Here is a 21,504-nt window from a genome sequence, read left to right as displayed (position 1 = left end):
AGGGTCGCCCCCAGGCGCGACCTGCCGATGACCTGAACCGGGAGAACGATCTCGGGCAGGCCCACGGCGGTGGCACCCAGCCCACATCGGCCGGTGCAGGTGCAGGCGCCGGAGCAGCGGTTCCGCGCCAGGCCGAGGGCGGCGCGCCGCAGCAGGCCGGAACCTCTCCCTACGGGGAGGGCCAGTACGGCGCGGAGCCTGTCGAGTTCCAGCAGGACGGCTACGAACAGCGCATGCAGTTCGAGCAGTCCCGCGATTCCCACCCGGCGCAGGGCCAGTACGGCCAGGACCTGAGTGGTCAGGGCCAGTACGGTCAGGGCCGGGCCGGTCAGGCTCAGGGCGGGCAGCGTGACGCGCAGTCCGGCGCGTACGAGTACGGCGCTCCGTCAGGTCAGGCACCCGTCGCACCGCAGCAGCAGCCCGATGCTCCGGCGTTCCAGGACCCTGCCCCCGGGTCGCAGCAGGGCCAGCAGTTCGGCCAGGATCAGCGCCCGGTCGAGGACCCGCAGTTCCGCGACGGCCAGCGATTCGAGCAGGATCCGACCGTCCCGCAGGGCCAGCAGCAGCCCCTGGCGGACGAGAACGGTGACATCCCGCCGCGCGCGCCCGAGTTCGGCGCTCCGGAGGACGGCACCGAGCACCGCGGCTGAGCCCAGCTGACGACAACAGCGGCCCGGGAACCTGATCAGGTTCCCGGGCCGCTGTCTGCGCGTGGTGCGGCGGGCTCAGGCGGCCTTGCGCACCGTGATGGTCCAGCCGGCGTCGCCCACGCGGTCGAAGGCGACGACCTCATGGCCCGCCTCCGCCGCCCACTGGGGCAGCGAATCGGTGGCCTGGGTGCAGTCGAATCCGATGATCAGGTCGTCACCGGTGCTCAGCTGCTCCATCGCGGTCTTCGCGTCGATCAGCGGGAAGGGGCAGACGGCGCCGTTGGTCTCGAGGGTGTATGCGGCCATGGTGGCTCCTTGGGTCGAATCGTGGGAAGGAATGGACGGGAAATAACAGGGTCGCGCGCTGCTCAGGCAGCGGGGGTGAGCACCGCAGCGGGCCGGTTCGCGGCGGCGATCTTCTGCGGGCGCACCAGGAAGAACCAGGCCGCGCCCCAGGTGCCGAGCATGATCGCGATCAGCGACACCCAGCCCTGGTAGCTGAACAAACTGGTCTCCACGAGGGAGTTGCCGATGGTGCATCCGCCCGCGAGGGCGGCACCGACGCCCATCGCCACGCCGCCGCCGGCGCTGCGCAGCATGGTGGCGGCGTCCGGGACCCGCCAGCGGAACTCGCCGGAGAGCTTGGCAGCGATGAACGAGCCCAGCAGGATGCCGAGCACCAGCATCACCGACCAGTCCACGAGGGTGACGTCGCCCGTGGTCAGGAAGGTGACGATCTTGGCCGAGGGCGTGGTGATGCCCAGCCCGCCGTTGCGCCCGGCCGCGGTGGACAGCACCCAGGCGGCGATGGCGATCAGGCCCAGCAGCACACCGCCCACCCAGGGGCTCCAGGGAATGTCTGCCAGGTAGTGCCCGATGCCGGTGCGACGCGCCGGGAGTGCGGCCTGCTTGCGGCCGGCGTTGCGACGCACCTGCCACACCACGAGCCCGGCGACGATCCCGGCGAACAGGACCGTCGGCACCCAGACGCTGACACCCAGGGTCTCCTGGATCGTGGCGTCGCCGACGGTGCGGGCGCGGGCGGCATCGGTGAAGCTGCCCAGGGGCCCGTACTTCATGACCGCTGCGAACAGGGCGTAGAAGATCAGGGCCACCCAGGATCCGAGCAGGCCCTCGCCCGCGCGGTAGTACGTGCCGGTGGCGCAGCCGCCGGCCATGATGATGCCGATGCCGAACAGGAGCCCACCGCCGATCACGGCCAGCGGAGCGAAGCTCGCAGGATCGGGGGAGATCACGCCGAGGCCGGTGAGCGCGGCGACCCCGATGGCCTGGATCGCGATAGCCAGCAGGAAGGGGACGAGGTAGCGCGTCGAGCGCGCCATGTAGACGTCGCGGAAGGCGCCGGTGACGCAGAATCGCGAGCGCTGCAGCACGTAGCCGAGCACAGCGCCGAGGAGGAGGCCGGTAAGGATCATGCCCGACACGCTAGCTAATGAGATTCATAAGTGGAACCCGGGTGCCGCTCTGTGACACAACGCGCGTGCGGGGACCATGGGTCGGATCGCGCGATGCGACACTGTGACCCATGCCTTCGGAACGCCCCCGCACCCGCATGGACGACGTCACCGTCGAGCGGGTGCTGCGCGTGGTCGAGGCGATTCCGCCGGGCCAGGTTGCCGCCTATGGGGAAGTGGGCGCGATCGTGGGCGTCGGCCCGCGCCTGGTGGGGAGGATCATGCGCACCTGGGGATCCGGCGTGCCGTGGTGGCGCGTGACGAACTCCTCCGGCGACCATCCGCTGCTGGCCCGGGCGCTCCCCCACTGGGAGACCGAGGGGATCACCGTGAAATCCAACGGTCGTGGCTGCCGGATGGCTAGATTCGGCACGGACCTGGAGGAGCTGCGTGCGTCCACACGTGCGGCCCTCGCCGAGGTAGACGACACCGAGACGTGACCTGCGGTCCTGCACTGGTAGGGCCTCGAGAGCTCCGGCACACCCCGCACGCCAGCCCCTCCCCTGCGAAGAACCGGCGATCACGGCGAGCGTGGACCGCGGGGCACGCGCGTTCGAGCGACTCGTCGGGCAAGGGCCCATCGACGGAGGTGTCAGTCGACGGGCCCCAGCGTGCTCAGGCCAGCGGGCCGGCCCTCCGGCGTTGCACGCCGCGGAGTGTCGCACCTCCGAGGAGGATCAGCGACAGGCCGGCTGCCAGCAGGAGCGCGGAGCTGCTGCCCGTGCGGGCCAGGCCGCCCGGGCCGCTGGCCGTGGTGTCCTGCTGCGGTGCGCCACCTGAGTCGGAACCCGACCCCGGGCTCTGACCCTGACCGCCCCCGTTCGAGGAACCTCCGGGGGTGTCCTGCGCAGACTCGTCGTCTCCGTCCGAGCCCTCCGGACCCTGGGGGTCCAACGGAGCCTCCGGGTCCTGCGGAGCCTCCGGGTCCTGCGGAACATCAGGATCCTGCGGGACGTCGGGGTCCTCCGGGGCGCCCGGATCCTGCGGCGTCTCCGGGTCCGACGGCTCGTCCGCTTCGACCAGGATGGTCGTCACGGTGGCCTCGGATCGGCGCTCGCCGAAGCCCTGGTCCAGGGTCAGCACTGATTCCGCGTCAGTCAGCTGCCCACCGGGGATCGTCAGGGACCAGGTCCCGTCCTCGGTCACGTCGGCGCTCACGGGCTCCCCGCTGCCGGGAAGTACGGCGCGCACCTCGGCGCCCGGCGTCCCGGCTCCTTCGAGCACAGCCTCCTCGTCGGACGCGATCGCGGCCTCGGGCTGCTGCGTCACCGACAGCGTGCCCAGATCGGGGCGGGCGGTCAGCCACTGGTCCTGGTCCAGCGGACGATCCGAAATGCGGGTCTCGCCCACGCAGCCGTGCCAGCCGTTGGTGGCGGCGTCGTCGACCCAGTCGGAGCCGATGATCCACGGCATGTCCTCGTTGAAGGACGCGCCCAGCGCGTCCTGGGAGGTGCGCAGCACCGGCGCGCCATTGACGTGCATGACGATCTCCTCGGTGGCCGGGTCGTTGACGACGGCGATGTGGTTCCAGGTCCCGCGGATGATCTCGCCGGACCAGGCGGTCTTGTCGCCGGCGGTCGCGTCCTGGCCGACGGACGTCCACTGATACTCGCTCAGGTTCGACACGCCCAGTGCCGTCGGCGAGGCGGTGTAGTCCCACTGCGACCACGGCATGCCCTCGATCTGGGATCGGTTGCCGGTGCGCACCAGGGCCTTGCTCCAGCCGTTGGAGGACTCAGTCCAGTCCTCGTCGATCTTCAGGAACGTCTCGATGGTGTAGCCGCCGGAGAAGTCGGCGTTGTTGACCGCGGCGTCCGGGTCAGTGCTGAGGTAGCTGAAGCGCTCCCGGCTCGAGTCGTCGAAGCACACAGAACTGCCGGAGGCGGAGTACCCCTGTGATTCCGGCTGAACGGTGACGTCCTCGACCTGAGCGGTGCTCGAACCGGATTCCTCGATGCCGACGCGGTGCAGATCGCTGTCGCCGGCGGCGTCCTCGATCACGGCACCCTCCTCGAGGGAGCCCTCGGGGGCATCCATCCGCCAGTGGGCGAGGGTGCCTGGGGCGCGCACGTAGTCCTGCTCCGAGCCCGGCTCCTGGGTCGTGTTCTCGGGGACACCGCTGAAGCCCTCGGTGACGAGGTCGACGGCGCGCTGGGACAGGGAGGGGTACTGGCCGTCACCCGGCCCGAAGCCCGGGGCGAAGCCTGCGAAGCGCTCGCTGAAGTCGATGTCGATGTCGAAGCTCTGCGCCGGGCCGGTCAATGCCGGCTGCTCGAACTGGGTGAGCTGGTCCTGCGCCTTCTGGCGGACCCACGGGGAGACGGTCTCGCCGTGGATGGCGCCGCCGCTGAGGTCGAATTCGAGCAGTCCCAGGTATCCGTTGCCGCCGTCCCGAGCCATCTGGTAGTCGATGAGGATCTGGGTGACGTCGTGGCCGGCGTCGTTGGCGCGGGTGGTGACGGCGGCGCCGTGGTAATGCCCGTTCAGCGTCAGGAAGATCTGGTCGTTCCCGGCGATCAGGCCGTCCCAGAGCTCCTCGCCGTAGTCGCTCGTGAAGCCCTGACCTTCGGTGTCGAGCGCGATCGTGTCGTGGGTGGTGAGGATGGCGGGCACGGTGGGGTGCTCATCAAGGACGCCCTGGGCCCACTCCAGCGTCTGCTCGGAGGCGCGCCAGGGCAGCGCGAGGACGAGGAACTGCTGGCCTTCGGCCTCGAAGAGGTGGAACTGGCTCAGACCGGTTGGGTCGCTGCCGCCGTAGGTCGACTGCTGCGCGGCGCGCTCGGGGCCGAACCACTGGGTGAACGGCTCGGCGCTGACGTCGTAGTCGGTGTCGTCCAGCTCGTCGTTCGAGTCCAGCACGTCGTGGTTGCCGGGGAGGATGGAATAGGGCATGCCCGCTTCCTCCATCGTGTTCATGGCTTGGTCGGCCACTTCCCATTGGCCCTGGACGCCTGCCTGGTCGACGACGTCGCCGAGATGCGCGGTGAACGGGATGTTCAGCTCTTCGGCGTGCTCGGTCAGCCACTGCGTCTGGACGTTGTAGGGGTCCGTGCCGTAGTCGGGAAGGAAGTTCGACTCGGCGTAACGGGAGTAGAACTGCGTATCCGGCAGCACCGCGAGGCTGAAGCGCGAGCCCTCCTCTGGGTCGGCGTGCGCCTGCGGCGCGGTCGGCGCCAGCACCCACGACGTGGCCGCCAGCGCGCAGGCCAGCAGCAGCCAGCTCGCGCGGCGCACTGGGGAGGCCGTGGAGAGGGCATGGGCAGAGGGTGGCGAGGAGGAGCTCACGGAGCGGGGACCCTTTCGAGGGGATGAGCAGGGCGTCGCTCACGCGACGCCTGGAGGCCGACCGCTGCACGATATGAGACCTGGACCACCGGGCCGTGGCTTCCCGGTGACCCGCACGATGCGGCGGGGTTAATTCCGCTCGCCGCGAGGCCGCCGGACCGGTGCTGCCTCCGCCCGCCGCCGGCGGGCTCCTCAGGCTCGGGGCGGGGAGCCGGGCAGGGCAGGTGGGGAGTCGCGGACTACTACTCCACCGGCACGTCGTCCAGGAAGAAGAACGACGGCACCTTCGCGGCGTAGTCGTTCCCGTCCAGCTCCCGCCACGTGACGATCTCGGTGGAGCCCTCGCGCTCCTGCGCGAACTGAGTGGCCAGGAACATCAGACCGATGACGCTGGCCAGGCCCTGCTGCGCGGGCTGCTCGCGCAGTACGTCACCGATGGACGCCTGGCCGCTGCGGCCGCGCACCTCGTTGACGTTCCCGGTCAGCCCCACCAGGTCGATGTCGTTGGTGCGCACCAGATCCTGCAGCACCTCGATGCTGAGGGCGGTGGCGTCGTGCACCTCGGCCTCGGCGGGCGCGCCGGGATCGGTGGGGTCCTTCAGCCGGTGCTGGGACACGGAGGACAGCAGGACGCGGGACAGGTCCAGCTCGAGCGGGAACGGGGCGCGGGTGGTGACCTCGTCCTTCTGGGACAGGGCGATCCCCTGGGCCTCCTGCAGCGCTTCGAGCAGCACGCGATGCTGGCGGAAGTCCTGGGACCGCACGAAGCGCGCCAGGGAGCGGTACAGCTCGGTCTTGACGTCCAGCACCTCCTGCGCGGGCTCGTAGAGATCGCTGAACACGTTGGCCAGGCGCTCCCGCTCACTGCGGCCGAGGGTGCGGGAGAAGTCGCGCTCCAGCAGCCGGTCCACCAGTTCCTGGGTGGTGCGGGTCTGGGCCGGGTCGTTGAGCATCCGGAAGAAGGCGGTGAAGGTGCGGCCCACGGTGGACTGTCCCAGCAGGTCATCGCCGGCGAGCAGCTGCTCGAGGATCTCACCGCGGGAGGATTCCGGGGAGAGGATCTGCTCGCGCAGGTGCAGGTCGACGGCACGCAGATCCTCCCGGTACTGGAGGAAGTCCCCGGAGAGCTCGGCGGCGATCTGGAGGATGTCGCGCAGGCGGTCCGTGGAGGCCTCGACGCTCGGCAGCATCAGCTCGCCCTCGGCGAGTTCCCGGATCTCCGCCTCGATGCTCTCGCGGCGGCGCTGGAGGTCCGCCAGCCGCACGTCGCGATCGGTCTCGGTCTCCTGCGCGAGGCGTTCGAACTGCTGGACGACCAGCTGCAGGCGCGACTGCGTGGTGGTGGGCCGGTGCTCCTCGAGGGAGGCGATGAACTGGATCGCATCGATCGTCGCCGGGGACGGCTCGAACGTGGTCTCGGTGTGCTGCGGGTCGTCGCGGCGGGTCAGGTACCCCTCGCGCACCCAGCCGTCGACATACTCTGCGGCACTGCGCCCGCTGCGCGCCTCCGGCCCGCCCTCCTCGGCGCCGTCGTCCCCCTCGGCCCCGTCCTCCTCCACCGCCGGGTCCTCGTCGTGCAGCAGCGGGAGGTGCGCGCCGACGCGGGCGACGAGCTCGCTGCGGGGCAGCCGACGGTCTCCGGACGGGAGCACCGACTGCAGGATCGCGAGGACGGCGGGCGCCTTGGTCGCGGCGAGCAGGCGCCAGGTGCTGGCCCGGCGCAGCTGCTCGTACGTCTCCTTGCGCGCAGATACGGCGTCGCTGCGGCGGTCGGTCCACCTGTTCGGCTCGGTCGTAGTCACGAGGAGGGAGTCTACCGGCGCACCCTCCCCCAGGAGGCGTCCGCCGGATCCGTGCCCTTACTCGCCGCGGGGATATCCGGGTAGCCTGATTCGGGAACGTTCACGAACTCGATGAGGAGCCCCTCCGGATGACCGCCATCGCCCCGCCCACCGCCGATCCGACCGACCGCTGGTGGGAGGAGCTGCCCGCCGGGCGCAATCGTCTGCGCGGCCGCGCCCACCTTCACTCCGACGCCCGCGAGCTGAACCTCGACGGCACCTGGGAGTTCCGGTACGGAACGCGGGCCGACGGCTCCGACCTGGGCGAGAGCGCCGAGATCGAGGTGCCGGGGCTGTGGCAGCTGCAGGGCTACGGCGCCCCGCAGTACACGAACGTCATCTACCCGATCCCGCGCGACGTCCCGCATGTGCCGGATGAGAACCCCACCGGGCACTACTCCCGCACGCTCACGGTCCCGGCGGAGTGGGCCGAGGACCTCGCCGGCGGAGCCCGCGTGCTGCTGCGCTTCCAGGGCGTGGACTCCGCCGCCAAGGTGTGGATCGACGGCGTCGAGATCGGTGTGACGGCCGGGTCCCGCCTCACCCAGGAGTTCGACGCCACCGACGCCCTCGCCTCCTCGGACGCACCTCGCGAGCACCGACTTGACGTGCGCGTGGTGCAGTGGTCGGTGAACACCTACGTCGAGGACCAGGACATGTGGTGGGCCTCCGGCATCTTCCGCAGCGTGGACCTGCTGCTGCGCCCCACCGGCGGCATCCACGACCTGGTCACCGTCGCGGACTTCGACCCCGCCACCCGTCGCGGCTCATGGCGAGCCGTCGCCTACGACGCCGACGGCACCCCGCTGGAGGCCACCGTCGAGATCCCCGATCTCGACCTCACCTCCCCCACCGGCGAGGACGCGCTCGAGCTGGGCGAGGTGCGCCCCTGGTCCGCGGAGGACCCGCACCTGTACGACGTCACCGTGCGCACCGCGAGCGAGACCGTCGCGCTGCGCGCGGGCTTCCGTCGCGTCGAGGTCGACGGGGAGATCTTCCGCATCAACGGCGAGCGCATCGTCTTCCGCGGGGTGAATCGCCACGAGGCGGATCCGGTCGTGGGCCGTACCCAGCACCTGGACAACCAGGACCTCGACGTCGCCCTCATGAAGCAGCACAACCTCAACGCCGTGCGCACCTCGCACTACCCGCCGCAGCAGCGGTTCCTGGAGGTCTGCGACGAGGCGGGGCTGTACGTGATCTGCGAGGGCGACTTCGAGACCCACGGCTTCCACGCCGACTCCACCTGGGGCGAGGACGGCACCGGCGCCGCCGAGGGCCCGGCGCAGAACCCGCTGTTCGAGGAATCCCTGGTGGAGCGCTCGGACCGCTTCGTGCGCCGCGACCGCAACCATGCCTCGATCGTGATGTGGTCCATCGGCAACGAGGCCGCCAGCGGCCCCGTCACCGAGGCGATGGTCGCCCAGGTGCGCGCCACCGACGCCACCCGCCCGGTGATCTACGAGCAGGACTACTCCGCCTCGTACGTGGACGTGTTCTCGCTGATGTACTCCACGGTCGACGAGACCGAGCAGATCGGCCGGCGCGACCTGTCCCCCGAGTACCAGGACAAGCTCACGCGGATGCTGCGCAGTTTCTCGCTCGAGGTGCCCGAGGGCACCTTCGCGAACCCGCCGGCGCTGTCGAAGCCGTTCCTGTGGATCGAGTACGCCCATGCGATGGGCAACGGTGCCGGCTCCCTGAAGGAGTACATGGCGCTGACGGAGAAGCACCCGGCCCTGCACGGCGGCTTCATCTGGGAGTGGATCGACCACGGCCTGGAGACCACCGACGCCGAGGGCAACCGGATCTACGGCTACGGCGGCGACTTCGGCGAGCGCCTGCACGATTCCAACTTCGTGGCCGACGGCCTGGTGCTGCCGGATCGCACGCCGTCCCCGGGGCTGTTGGATGCGAAGCACCACTACTCCCCCGTCGGGCTCGAGGTGTCTCCGGGCACCGCGCGCCTGACCAATCGCTACGCCTTCTCGGATCTCGCCCATCTGCGTGCCGAGGTGTCGTGCGATGCACAGGAGAGCTGGCAGGAGCTCGAGCTGCCCGCCCTCGCCCCCGGGGACAGCGCCGAGGTGCAGCTGCCGCGCCATGACGGGGCGGTCACCACGGTGCGGCTGAGCACCCGGGAGGCCCAGGGTCCGGTCCCGGCCGGGCACCTCGTCATCGCCGCCGACCATGTCGACCCCGAGCGCCTGCGGGTCGAGACCTCCGCTGCCCAGACAGCGCCGTCGACCCCTCAGCAGGCGGCCGACGGCTCGTGGTCGCTCGGCCCGGCCCGCTTCGATGACCTGGGCCGCCTCGTCGGCCTCGGCGAGCTGGAGATCGAACATGCCGGGGTGGACCTGTACCGCGCCCCGGTCGACAACGAGCGCGCCCGCACCCGCGCTCCGCTCGAGGCCCGGTGGAAGCGCATCGGGCTGGACGTGGCCCGGCGACGCCTGGTCGAGATCTCGGCCGATCCCGAGGACGGCAACGCCCTGGTGGTCCGCTCCCGGATCGGCCTGGACGGCTCGGCGCTCGGCGCCGACGTCACCGAACGCTTCAGCGGCGACCAGCACGGCGCGGACGTGCAGGTGACGGTGACCCCGTCGCCGTTCTGGCCCGAGGACCTCCCGCTGCCGCGGATCGGGTGGACCTTCGCGCTGCCCTCGGGCCCGGACCAGGTCGAGTTCGCGGGGTACGGGCCGCACGAGTCCTACCCCGACACCGGCGGCGGCACCACCTTCGCGTCCTGGCGCTCCTCGCTCGCGGACCTGCAGGTGCCCTACGTGTTCCCGCAGGAGAACGGCAACCGCGCCGGCGTCGTGCGCGCCGCCCTGACCGCCGGCTCCGGATCCGGACTCGCGCTCCAGGCACCGGCGGGTCTGGGCCTCGCCGTGCGGCCCTGGTCGACCGCCGAGCTGGATGCCCGGAACCACGACGGGGCCCTGCGGCCCGAGGGCGCGACCTGGGTGACGCTGTCCGCGGCGCTGCACGGCGTGGGCTCTGCTGCCTGTGGGCCGCTGCCGCTGCCGCAGTACGTCCTCTCGGCGCGCGAGGAGACCTTCTCCTTCCGTCTCTCCGCCCTCCGACCCTGAGGTCGCACCCTCCCCGTCCTCTGCACAGCGCCCCGGCCCGGTAACCTGGTCCGGGGCGTCAGGTGGCGCCGCAGCGACACCGGGCAGAGGGAGACGCATGACTCAGGGGTACGGACCAGACAACGGACAGCAGCCGCAGTGGGGACAGCCCGAGCAGAACGGACAGCAGCAGCCGCCGCAGTGGGGGCAGCCCGCGCAGGGTGGCCCCTACCAGACCCCTCCCCCAGCGCAGTCCCCGTCCCAGTGGGGCCAGCCCAGCCCGGCTCCGGCTGCGGATCCGTGGGGACAGCCGTCCGCGCAGCCCGCGGCGGGCCCCGGGTACCCCGGCGCGGCGCAGTCCGGGTACCCCGGCGCGACGGGCGCTGCTCCGCAGTTCACCACCGGTGACGGGGTCAACTGGTCACGGGTGCGACTGCTGGGGATGGGCCTCCTGATCGGGGTGGCGCTGCTGCTGCTGATCCGGCTCGGAGCGACCCTCGCACAGTTCCTCCTGGCCCCCGCCCTCGCCGAGGGCGGCGAGGACCCGGGCTCTCTGGCGATCGGTACCAGCGTGGTCACGCTCCTGCTGTGGCTGGCGAACCTGCTCGTGAGCCTGGTCGCCATGGTCCTCGCCATCATGGCGGCCGTGATGGGTCGGGCCAAGGCACGGGTGGGCGGGATCGTCGTCGCGGTGGCGATCCCGGTCGCCGTGGTCGTCTTCTGGATCCTCAGCGTCGTGCTGGGGATCGTCGCCGGCGCGGCCGGGATGTTCGATCCGATGACGGCGACGTTCACCGTCGGCGGCTACCGCCTCATCACGGGCATCGATGCGGTGCGCATGCTCATCATGGTGGCCATCATGGGTATCGGCGCCTACCTGGTCTTCTCCACGGCGAAGAAGAAGCTCTCCGCCTGAGACCCGCTGATCTCCGTCGTCGCGGCCCGGTCCTCCTCGTGAGGGCCGGGCCGCGTCGCCTCGGAGCTCCGGCCTCTCAGGGACCGAGCAGCACGGTGCGATCTCCCAGGGTGACCAGCGCGCGGCCGTCCCCGACCCCGTGCACGCCGCGTACCTCGCCGGCCACCACGGAGTCGTGGGTGACGTCTCCGGTGGCGGCATCGATGACGCGCAGTCGCTGCGCGCCGCGGGGCTCCAGGGAGCGGGTGCGTTCGACCGGGTCCAGCGCCACTGCGGTGGCGGCCTCGAGCGTCCCGGTCACCGGCGTGCGCGGAGCGGGCAGGGTCCAGGTGTTCGTGCCGTCGGCGGTGTCGTAGGCGACCAGCTGCCCGGATTCGTTGACCAGCACCATCCGGGCGCCGTCGATCCCGAGCCGCGCGGTGGCGTCCACGGCCTCGTCCAGCGCCCCCGCCCCGGGCTCGGTCCAGGCCGCACGGTGCTCGGAGGCGACGATCTCGCCGTCCTCCCCGGTGCCCTCCTCGGTGCCGGTGGCGAGCACCCGGCCCTGGCCCATCCGCACGCTCCACACTCCGGCCGGGGACGGCTCCGAGACCCACAGCACCTCACCGCGGACGTGCGCGGTCGCCGTGAGCGCACCGCCGTCGTCGGAGCAGACGGTGAGCACGAGGGGGTCGGTCTGCGCGGCGGTCGGGGCCGGGCCGGTCGCCGTGACGCGGCATTCCTGATCCGCGCCGGCCAGCACACGGCCGACGGGAAAGCCGGTCGCGGGGTCGAGCTGGAGCCAGCCCTGCGCCGGGTCGAAGCGCAGCGGCACTGCCGGCAGCACCCCGGTGGCCCGGGCGGCGTCCAGCAGGCCCGGCGCCTGCTGCGGGCGGGCAGGGACGTCGACGCCGGCGGGGTCGATGCCCCGGGCCTGCGCCGGCGCGGCGACGGTCCACAGGGCCTGGGCGGGGTCGGTGAGGTCGTAGCCGCTGAGCCGGCAGGACTCCGCCTCTGCGTCGGCCTCCTCGCAGTGGCGCAGGACGATCACGTCTCCACTCAGCGCGAGCGGGGATCCGTCCAGGGTGATCTCCTCGCCCGCGCCGGCCTCCGCGGAGAGGGGGGCGACGCGGGTGGTCGCCCCCGTCACCTGGACCAGCCATCTGCCGTCGGCGGAGAGGGCGACCACTTCCTCGGGGGCGGAGTGGACCACGATCGACTGACCGGTGCGCAGCAGCTGCGCGGTGCCGTCGGCCCGGCGCACCAGCACCGGAGCGTCGGTGCCCGGCACGGAATGCACGGTGTCCCCCTCGCCGAGTGCCGCGATGTTCGCCTGCGCCGAGTCCTCCAGCGGATCGAGGCGGGTGGCGAGGACGGCGGGGGCGGTGAGGGCGAGGGCCACGGCGAGCGCGAGGCCTCCCGCGACCAGTCGCCGAGGCCGAGAGGCGAGCCGCGGGCGCAGCAGGGTCAGGGCGAGGACTCCCGCCCCGGCACCGGTCAGGATTCCGGCGGTCAGACGCAGCGCGCCGAGCAGGAAGTGCTCGCCGAGCAGGGCGCTGATCCCCGCGAGGGCCAGCAGCACCACCGCGAGCCCCAGGGCTGCGGTCGCGTCCCCGGTGCTCTCCGGCGCGGGAGCAGGGACGGCCGCCGAGGGCGGGGACGACTCGTGGGAGGGCGCGGCCTCCGCAGCAGACCGTGGAGCCCAGGGGGACTCGTCGCTCACGGCGCGCTCACCGCGGGGAGCCGTAGTAGGCGCCGGTCGTCTCCTCACGCAGCGCGGCGAAGTCTCCGCTGATCAGGGAGGCGCGGATCCGGTCCACCAGACGCACCACGAAACGCTCGTTATGGATCGTGCACAGCGTCGAGGAGAGCATCTCCTTGGCCCGGAACAGGTGGTGGACGTACGCCGCGGTGTAGTGCGTGCAGGTGTAGCAGTCGCAGGTCTCGTCGATCGGCGCGAACTGGCGCCGGTACTTCGAGCCGGTGAGATTCACCCGACCCGTGGAGGTGTAGACCGCGCTGTTGCGCGCCACCCTCGACGGGGAGACGCAGTCGAAGGTGTCGGCCCCGGCGGCGATCGCGACGAACAGGTCGTCCACCTCGCTGATGCCCAGCAGGTGGCGCGGCTTGGCTTCGGGCAGCTCGTCCGTCACCCAGCCCACGATCGTGCCGAGGTTCTCCTTCTCCAGCGCCCCGCCGATCCCGAAGCCGTCGAAGGACCAGCCGTCCACGTCCATCGCGCCGAGGTCGCGAGAGGCCTGACGGCGCAGGTCCTCGTACTGGGCGCCCTGGATGACGCCCCACAACTGCTGGTAGGGCCGGTGCGTGCGCTCTGCGGTGAGACGCGCATGCTCGGCCAGGCAGCGGATCGCCCACAGCCGGGTCCGCTCCAGCGCCTGCTCCTGGTAGATGCGGGAGTTCATCAGGGTGGTCAGCTCGTCGAAGGCGAACATGATGTCCGCCCCGAGTCCGTGCTGGATCTGCATCGAGATCTCGGGCGTGAAGCGGTGCTCGTCGCCGTTGATGAACGAGCGGAAGGTGACCCCGTCGTCGTCGACGTGCGCGAGGCGCTCCTTGCCCTCGGCGACGGCGTCGTCCTCCCCCGAGGAGGTGCGGGCCTTCTCGCCCCCGGAGAACTCGCTGGAGAGCACCTTCTTGAAGCCGGCGCCCAGGCTCATCACCTGGAAACCGCCGGAGTCGGTGTAGGTGGGGCCGGGCCAGTTCATGAAGGCGCCCAGGCCGCCTGCTTCGTCGACCAGGTCATGGCCGGGCTGGAGGTACAGGTGGTAGGCGTTGGCCAGCAGCGCCTGCGTCCCGAGGTCGCTCATCGATTCCGGCAGCACCGCTTTCACGGTGGCCTTGGTGCCCACGGGCACGAAGGCAGGCGTCGCGATCTCGCCGTGCGGGGTGGTGATCACCCCGGCGCGCGCCTTCTCGCCGTCGTGGGCGACGATCTCGAACCCCGAGCGGCGCGCAGACGTCGCGGGCTCCGGGGTCAGGGCTGAAGGGGCTGGCTGAGCGGTCACCGGGATATGGTCCCACGACGGCGCCCGACCACCGGGAACGGGCGGCGCAGATCACGGCGCCCTCTAAGATCGGGGGGCACGTGTCACTGCTCTCCACGAAGGATCCCGCCCCGATGTCGCAGCCCCCAGCAGGTCCAGCCTCCTTGGCGCCGCAGGTCGATTTCCCGGTCGGCCCATCGGCGACCGCAGGAGATCTGCGTCGACCTGCTCTCGCCGTGACGATCCTCGCCGTCCTGGTCCTCCTGGCCCGTTCCCTGCACCAGGTGCTGATGCTCGCCGAAGGTGCTGCCTCGGCGATGTACTACATCGTCCAGGCGTTCTACCTGGTGACCGGCCCGTTGAGCGTCCTGCTCGCGGCGGCCGTGATCTGGCTGCTGCAGCGCGCGCGGCGGCCGAACGGTCACATCGGCCTGCGCCCGCTGCTGGCCTTCGCCCTGCTGGTGATCCTCGAACTGCTGGCACCCGTGTGGACCGCGGTGTTCGGGGTGCTGGACCTGGTCCCCGTGATGTCGGGCGCACCCGGATCGATGTCCACTGTCGTCTCTGCCCTCTCGCTCCTCGGCGATCTGGCCCTGACGCTCGCCATCGGGATCATCGGCGCCCTCGTGCTCGTGCAGCCCTCGGCCGACCGACGCGAGATCCGGATCCCGCTGACCCCCGGGGTGCTCGTCGTCGTCCTGCTGGTCCTCGCCGTGGTCTCCCTCACCCTGATCCCGATCACCGGCCTCGTGAACTCGACCCTCGGGTACTCCAGCACTGCGGGCTCACTGATCGGCACCGGCGTGGGCACGCTCGCGTCCCTCGCACAGGCCCTGCTGGTTCCGGTCGCCGGGCTGCTGGTCGCCGTGACCACGGGTCGTCTTCGGCTGCTGGCCTGGGTCGCGCTGGGCGTGACCTGGCTCTCCTGGATCGCGGTGTCCCTGACGATCCGCATCATGATCTTCCAGCTCATGGCGAGTCCCGGGGTCGCCTCGGCTGAGGTGTGGGGCCTGCTTCGCGGGATCGTCCAGGGACTCGGTGCCTTCGGTGTGGCGGTGATCGCCGTGCTCCTGCTGGTGCTGCTGCTGCGCCGGCGCGGATCCTCCTCCACACCCGACGGCAACCAGAGCGCCCACAGCCTCGCCCCACCCCCGATCCACTAGGATCCAGCGCAGAAAAGTCACGGCGGCAGGACCCCGCCGCGCACACCAGAGCCGACAGCAGCACGGAAGGGGATCACGATCAGCTCGCCCAGTGATCCCCCCACCCCGGACGCCGAGGATCCCCCCACCCCACACGCAACTGATCCCCCCGCCCCACCCCGGGGAGGACGGCACGCGCGCCCGCTGAGCGAGGAGGAGCAGGCCCGCCAGCGCGCCATCGCCGACGCCCTGGCCACGACGTCGTCCGCCTCCAGCTGGGAACAGCCGGGGGACCCGTCGGCCGCACCACCGCTGGCCGATGACCTCGAGGACTGGACCCAGGAGCCCGAGCCGGAGCCCGCTGGGGACCCCGAGCCACCGGCCCCGGCCATCAGGAAGCCGGCACGCTCCGACCTCACGGCCTGGACCGCAGGTCCGCTTCCCACGGTCACCTCCTCCCTCGGCGACTGGCTGCAGGGACCGATCGAGCTGCACGCCGAGCGGGAGGCGGAGGACGCCTGGTCGACCGCAGATTCCGTCTCCGGCACCTGGACACCCGAGGCCGAGAGCCGTCGCGGCCGCTCCTCGCCCCCGGAAACCGCCGACCTCACCGGAGACCTCTCCGCAGGAATCCCGGGAGCCACCCCGGACGGCGCGGCCGAGGCCCGTCGTGCTCGCCCGATCTTCCGCCATGAGCTGCACGGGCTGCGCGCCGTCGCGCTGGGCCTGGTGGCCATCTACCACATCTGGCTCGGCCGGGTCTCGGGCGGCGTGGACGTCTTCCTGTTCCTCTCCGCCTTCTTCCTCACCGGCACGTTCGTGCGCCGTCTGGAGAGCGGGCGCCCGCTCGGGGTGCCGCGTTACTGGCTGCACACCTTCAAGCGCCTGCTGCCGCCCGCGGCGGTGACGATCCTGCTCACCCTCGCCGGCACCGCCGCCTTCCTGCCCTCCTCGCTGTGGCCGACGGTGATGCAGGAGGCGGTGGCGTCGGCCGCGTACGTGCAGAACGCGCTGCTGGTGTTCCTGCAGGTCGATTACCACGCCCGCGACGCCGGCGGCGCCTCCCCGCTCCAGCACTTCTGGTCCCTCAGCGTGCAGGGGCAGGCCTTCGTGGTGTGGCCCCTGCTGTTCCTGCTGGTGGTGCGCCGCTCACGCCGCGGCAAGAGCGTGCGCCGGCCGCTCATCGTCCTCATGCTGCTGATCGGCGCCGCCTCCCTGACCTGGTCGGTCATCTCCACCCAGACCCAGCAGCAGGTCGCCTACTTCGACACCGCCGCCCGGATGTGGGAGTTCGCTGCCGGTTCCCTGCTGGCGCTCGCGCTGCCCGTGATCGACCGGCTCACCGGCGCGCGCCGGCCGGAGGAAGGCGGGCTTCCCCGCCTGCGCACCGTGCGCGCGCTGGCCGGCTGGACCGGTATAGCCGCCCTGCTCGCCTGTGGCATCGTCCTGGACGTCTCGACCATGTTCCCGGGCTGGATCGCGATCGTGCCGCTGGCCGCCGCCGGCGCGGTGGTGATCGCCGGGCACTCGGGCCGGCGCTGGGGCGTGGACGCCGTGCTGTCGACCCGCCCGGCAGCCTTCGTCGGCGACATCTCCTACGCGCTGTACCTCGTGCACTGGCCGATCCTGGTGATCTGGCTGCACCACAGCGGGCAGGCGCGCGCCGGCCTGCTCGACGGACTCGCCGTGCTCTCCGGGGCAGTCCTGCTGGCCTGGCTGATCACCCGCGCCGTCGACGCCCCGGTGCGCCGCTCCCGCTGGCTCGAAGCGCGGCCCTGGCGCGCGCTGACCGCGATCGCCGCGAGCTTCGCACTGGTCGCCGCCGGCGCGGGCGGCTGGTGGCTGTCCCTGGACCAGGGCCGCGCTCCGGATCCGGACGCGTCGGCCACCACACAGGTCCCTGCCGACGAGGTCGCGACCATCGCCCCGGCCGAGATCCTGCCTCACGGATACCAGCTCGGCGACCAGTGGCCGGAGCTCCCGGAGTCCTGCGGTGGCGACTGGGAGCCGCAGAGCACCCACCACAACGTGCGCTGCCAGCAGCTGCTCCCCGCGGACGCGGACCCTGCGGGCACCGTCGTGGTGGTCGGCAGCTCGCACTCGCGCCAGTTCATCCCGGCCCTGATCCCCTACGCCCAGGAGCATGATCTGCAGATCGTGAACCTCGCCATGGACGGCTGCTCCTTCATCGTCGGCGAGCCGCGCGGTGCCTACTGCCGCGGCTACGAGGACTACGCGCTGTCCTACCTCGACAGGGTCTCCCCCGACATCGTCCTCACTGCCGTGACGCAGACCAGTGCGACGAAGGACGAGGTCATGCCTGCCGGTACCGAGGCGGCCGTGCAGGAACTGCTGGATCGCGGCATCGACGTGCTCGGGATGCGGGACACCCCGCGCTGGGAGCAGGACCAGTTCCAGTGCGCGGAGTCCGTGATCGAGGACGGCGGCACCCCGGTCGAGGCCGACGAGATCTGCGGTGCCGACCTCACGGCCAAGCTCGCCGCCGAGAACCCCGCCGCCTCGCTCGCCGACCTCTCCCCCTCTGCTGCAGATGCTGCAGACGCAGCAGACACGGCAGACGCGGCAGACGTCGTCCTGGTCGACCACTCCTCCGAGATCTGCCCCGATTCCCGGTGCTCCCCGATCCTCGGCGAGTCCTACGTGTACATGGACGACAACCACCTCACGCGCACCTTCGTCGAGGGAGTCCTGGTGGCACCGATGACACGGGGCCTCGAGGACCACGGAACCGCGGCCTCCGCGTGACACCATGAGCGGAATGTGGACCGAAGTCATCCCCGGGGTGCTCGCCGCCCTCGCGCTGTTCGTCGTGCCGGGGCTGGCTGTCCTCCTGTGCACCCGCGTCGCGGTGCCGACCGCGCTCGTCGCCGCTCCGCCCGTGTCCCTGGCCGTGATCGCCGCCTCGACGATGGTCGCCAGGGTCACTGGAGCGCACTGGGGACCTCTGTGGGTGCTGGGCACCGCCCTCGCCGTCACGGCCGTGTGCGCCCTGTGGTCCTGGGCCACCCCCTGGGGCCGGCGCATGCCGCGCTGGTCGCTGCTGTCCGGACCAGCCGCCGTCCAGTACCTGATCGGGCAGGTCATCGCCCTGATCTTCATGGTGCCGCTGTTCCTGAAGGCCTTCGTCGAGCCGACGACGATCGCGCAGCGCTTCGACAATGCCCTCCACCTCAACGCCATCGAAGCTGTCCGGCGCACCGGGGAAGCGACCCCGTTCGACACCGCTGAGCTGCTGCGCGGCTTCCTCTACCCCAACGGCTGGCACACCGCCGGTGCGCTGGTCCAGGACCTCGGAGGGCTCGATCTGCCCCAGTCGGTGCATGCGCTCGCGCTGGTGACGATGCTGGGCGTCTGGCCGATGGGCATGTGGCTGCTCATCGAGGTGCTGGTCAAGCCCTCCGTGGCGGTGCGACTGATCGCCGGTCCGCTGATGTTCGCGTTCCCCGGATTCCCGCTGGTACTGCTGGACTGGGGCCTGGTCTACCCGACCATCCTCGGGCTCGCGCTGGCCCCCGCGCTCGCCGCGGTCCTCCTGCACACCGTCCTTCGACGCACCCTGCTCGACTCGCCCGTGCAGATCCTTCTGATCATCGCCCTCACCGGCATCGGCGTGGGCATCGCCCACCCGGGGTCCGCCCTGGCGGGGTTGATCATCGTGCTCCCCGTCGCGATCGCGGCGCTGATCCGGCATCTGGATCGCACAGTGCTCCGCCCCTCCCGCAGCGGCCGTGAGGTCCGCCGCATCCCGCGCGGGGACCTCGTCTGGGCAGGGCTGCTGGCGGCGCTCTCCCTGGCGATCGCCGCGGTGTGGCTCCTGATGACCCCGAGCACCGCCACCGCCCCGTGGTCGACCTTCCAGTCCACCCCGCAGGCCCTCGGCGAGGTCGCCTTCGGCGGGGCGATGGGCCGGCCGACCCTCATGATCGCCGTCGTCCTGTGCGGTCTGGGGCTCCTGTCCGCCTTCCTGGGCAGGGGCCGGGACCGGCTCGTGCTCCTCGCGCTCGCGGGGCCCGGCATCGTCTACTGGGCGTCCGCGGCCGCTCCGGAGGAGGCCTGGCGAGATCTGCTGGCCGGATTCTTCTACCGCGACAACTTCCGCACCGCCGCGGCCCTGACCCTGGTCTCCGTGCCGGTCGCCGTGAAGGGGGTCGAGACCCTCGCGCGCGGCGTGGGGGCGCTGGTCACCGTCGTGGCCCGGCGTCGACGCGGGGACAGCTCGCCTCGACCGGTGATCTCCGCGGTCGTCGCGCTGCTCGTCGGGGCCCTGGCGGCGACCGGCCTGGCCTCGCACGTCTCCCAGGACCCGAAGGTGCAGGCGCAGTACGAGCACGCCTCGGAGGCCTACCGCACCTGGGCGATCTCGGATCTCGTCTCCGGCGACGAGTTCCGGATGTTCGAGGAGCTGCCCGAGTTCGTCCCGGAGGACGCGTACGTCATCGCCGATCCCTGGGAGGGCGGCGGCCTCACCTACGCCTTCTCGGACCGCGAGGTCAATCGGATGTACATGACGGTGCGCCGGACCCCCGAGGAGCGGTACCTCGACTCCCACCTCAAGGACATCGGCACGGACCCGCAGGTGTGCGAGGCGCTCCCGACGGATCAGCCGCTGTACTACCTCGACCTCGAGGAGCACCGTCTGGGCAAGGACGATCCGGAGGTCTCCGGCTACCTCGGCTATCAGGACATCTCCGAGGACACCGACGGCTTCGATCTGGTGCACGAGGTCGGAGAGGTTCGCCTCTACGAGGTCGACGCGTGCTGACCGCCGCACCTGCCGACCGCCACGATGGTTCAATGATCGCGTGACTTCCTTCGCCGCCGCGCCCTCTCCTCACGCCCGCACCACCGCTCTGGACCTCGCAGACTTCGTCACCGCCTCGCCGTCGAGCTTCCACGCTGTGGTCGAGACCGCGCGACGGCTCGAGGAAGCCGGCTTCTCGGAGCTGGCCGAGACCTCGCCCTGGGAAGCTTCCGACGTCGCCGGGGACCGGTACGTCGTGCGCGACGGCTCGATCATCGCCTGGACGGCACCGGACGGGGCGGGCGCCGCCTCGCCGTGGCGCATCGTCGGTGCGCACACCGACTCCCCCGCCCTGAAGCTGAAGCCGAATCCGGAGCTCGGCGCCGAGGGTCTCGCCCAGGCGGGCATCGAGATCTACGGTGGGCCGCTGCTGAACTCCTGGCTGGACCGCGAGCTGCGCCTGGCCGGCCGTCTCGCCCTGGCCGACGGCTCCACCGCTCTGGTGTCCACCCCCGGCATCCTGCGGGTGCCGCAGTTGGCCGTGCACCTGGACCGCGCGGTGAACAAGGAGGGCCTGCAGCTCGATCCGCAGCGCCATATGCAGCCGATCCTCGGATTCGGCCCGGGCGACGTGCGCCAGATCCTGGCCGACCACGCCGAGGTCGCCGGGGTGCGGGCCGAGGACATCGTCGGCTTCGACGTGGTGACGGTCGACGCGCAGGCGCCCGCCCTGTTCGGCGCGCACCAGGAATTCCTCGCCTCGGGGCGCCTGGACAACCTCTCCTCGGTGCACGCCGAGGTGGAGGCGCTGATCACCGTCGCCGCCGCAGGGCGCGAGGCCGATGCCCCGATCGCACTGATGGTCGCCAACGACCACGAGGAGGTCGGCTCGGCCACCCGCTCCGGCGCCGCCGGCCCGTTCCTCGAGGACGTGCTGGTGCGGACGCACGCGGCCCTGGGCGGCGACGAGGCCTCCCGGCGGCGCATGTTCGCCTCCTCCCTGGTGCTCTCGGCGGATGCCGGCCACGCCGCCCACCCCAACTACCCCGAGCGCCACGACCCGGTGACCCGGCCCCGCCTGGGCGAGGGCCCCATGCTGAAGATCAACGCCCAGCAGCGGTACGCGACCGACGCCGTGGGCATCGCCGCCTTCGCGGCCGCCTGCGAGCGGGCCGGGGTGCCTCATCAGCAGTTCGTCTCGAACAACGCCATGCCCTGCGGGTCCACGATCGGTCCGATCACCGCGACCCGACTGGGGATGACCACGATCGACGTCGGCATCGCCCTGCTGTCCATGCACTCGGCGCGGGAGATGTGCGCGACCGCGGACCCCGTGCTGCTGCAGCAGGCCTGCGCCGCGTTCCTGCTCGGCTGACGG

Annotated in this window: 13 protein-coding genes and 1 pseudogene; 8 read left to right on the top strand and 6 right to left on the bottom strand. The window is 71.6% G+C overall.

The features are described from left to right. Positions 1 to 650: pseudogene (locus INT51_RS19115) on the top strand (hypothetical protein); the annotation flags it as partial. Positions 651 to 725: 75 nt separating this feature from the next. Here the strand turns inward: INT51_RS19115 and INT51_RS19110 are convergent. Together INT51_RS19110 and INT51_RS19105 are read right to left on the bottom strand one after the other, a co-directional pair. Next, entirely contained in the window at positions 726 to 956 is a 231-nt protein-coding gene (locus INT51_RS19110) for a sulfurtransferase TusA family protein (RefSeq protein WP_193106948.1), read from the bottom strand. A gap of 62 nt (positions 957 to 1,018) precedes the next feature. Beyond that, the gene (locus INT51_RS19105) at positions 1,019 to 2,086 is read right to left on the bottom strand and encodes a YeeE/YedE family protein (RefSeq protein WP_193106947.1); all 1,068 of its coding nucleotides are present in this window, start codon (positions 2,084 to 2,086) and stop codon (positions 1,019 to 1,021) included. Between the two features lie 110 nt (positions 2,087 to 2,196). Here INT51_RS19105 and INT51_RS19100 point away from each other — a divergent pair, with 110 nt between their 5' ends. Then, on the top strand, positions 2,197 to 2,565 hold the full coding sequence (locus INT51_RS19100) for an MGMT family protein (protein WP_226985938.1): 369 nt from the start codon (positions 2,197 to 2,199) through the stop codon (positions 2,563 to 2,565). A 175-nt stretch (positions 2,566 to 2,740) separates the two neighbouring features. Here the strand turns inward: INT51_RS19100 and INT51_RS19095 are convergent, their stop codons facing one another. Both INT51_RS19095 and INT51_RS19090 read right to left on the bottom strand, forming a co-directional pair. After that, complete coding sequence (locus INT51_RS19095) at positions 2,741 to 5,410, bottom strand: metallophosphoesterase (RefSeq protein WP_193106945.1); 2,670 nt, start codon at positions 5,408 to 5,410, stop codon at positions 2,741 to 2,743. A 242-nt stretch (positions 5,411 to 5,652) separates the two neighbouring features. Next, positions 5,653 to 7,212 (bottom strand): DUF3375 domain-containing protein, encoded by a 1,560-nt coding sequence (locus INT51_RS19090; protein WP_193106944.1) that lies wholly within the window; start codon positions 7,210 to 7,212, stop codon positions 5,653 to 5,655. Between the two features lie 128 nt (positions 7,213 to 7,340). Here INT51_RS19090 and INT51_RS19085 point away from each other — a divergent pair, with 128 nt between their 5' ends. Continuing rightward, entirely contained in the window at positions 7,341 to 10,343 is a 3,003-nt protein-coding gene (locus tag INT51_RS19085; protein WP_193106942.1) for a glycoside hydrolase family 2 TIM barrel-domain containing protein, read from the top strand. Positions 10,344 to 10,440: 97 nt separating this feature from the next. After that, positions 10,441 to 11,238 carry a hypothetical protein gene (locus tag INT51_RS19080; protein WP_193106940.1) on the top strand — a complete coding sequence of 266 codons (798 nt, stop codon included), beginning with the start codon at positions 10,441 to 10,443 and terminating at the stop codon, positions 11,236 to 11,238. A gap of 76 nt (positions 11,239 to 11,314) precedes the next feature. Here INT51_RS19080 and INT51_RS19075 read toward each other — a convergent pair whose 3' ends face one another. Next, positions 11,315 to 12,940, bottom strand: coding sequence for a hypothetical protein (locus INT51_RS19075; RefSeq protein ID WP_304502259.1), 1,626 nt, complete (start codon positions 12,938 to 12,940; stop codon positions 11,315 to 11,317). A gap of 7 nt (positions 12,941 to 12,947) precedes the next feature. Then, the gene (gene tgt, locus INT51_RS19070; protein WP_193106939.1) at positions 12,948 to 14,243 is read right to left on the bottom strand and encodes a tRNA guanosine(34) transglycosylase Tgt; all 1,296 of its coding nucleotides are present in this window, start codon (positions 14,241 to 14,243) and stop codon (positions 12,948 to 12,950) included. Positions 14,244 to 14,356: 113 nt separating this feature from the next. Between tgt and INT51_RS19065 the strand changes: the two genes are divergently transcribed. The 4 genes from INT51_RS19065 to INT51_RS19050 all read left to right on the top strand — a co-directional run bounded on the left by INT51_RS19065 (position 14,357) and on the right by INT51_RS19050 (position 21,501). Then, a complete protein-coding gene (locus INT51_RS19065) occupies positions 14,357 to 15,385 on the top strand; it encodes a hypothetical protein (protein ID WP_193106937.1) in 1,029 nt (342 codons plus the stop codon). A gap of 450 nt (positions 15,386 to 15,835) precedes the next feature. Further along, positions 15,836 to 18,130, top strand: a complete 2,295-nt coding sequence (locus tag INT51_RS19060) for an acyltransferase family protein (RefSeq protein WP_226985949.1) — start codon at positions 15,836 to 15,838, stop codon at positions 18,128 to 18,130. 4 nt (positions 18,131 to 18,134) lie between these two features. Then, positions 18,135 to 20,147: a DUF6541 family protein gene (locus tag INT51_RS19055; protein ID WP_193106935.1), complete on the top strand. Its 2,013-nt coding sequence runs from the start codon at positions 18,135 to 18,137 to the stop codon at positions 20,145 to 20,147. 40 nt (positions 20,148 to 20,187) lie between these two features. Next, complete coding sequence (locus INT51_RS19050; protein ID WP_193106933.1) at positions 20,188 to 21,501, top strand: M18 family aminopeptidase; 1,314 nt, start codon at positions 20,188 to 20,190, stop codon at positions 21,499 to 21,501. The last annotated feature ends 3 nt before the right edge of the window (positions 21,502 to 21,504 follow it).

The organism is Brachybacterium sp. FME24 (genome assembly GCF_014897705.1).
In the GTDB taxonomy this organism is placed as follows: domain Bacteria; phylum Actinomycetota; class Actinomycetes; order Actinomycetales; family Dermabacteraceae; genus Brachybacterium.
This window is presented reverse-complemented; position numbering and strand designations above follow the sequence as displayed.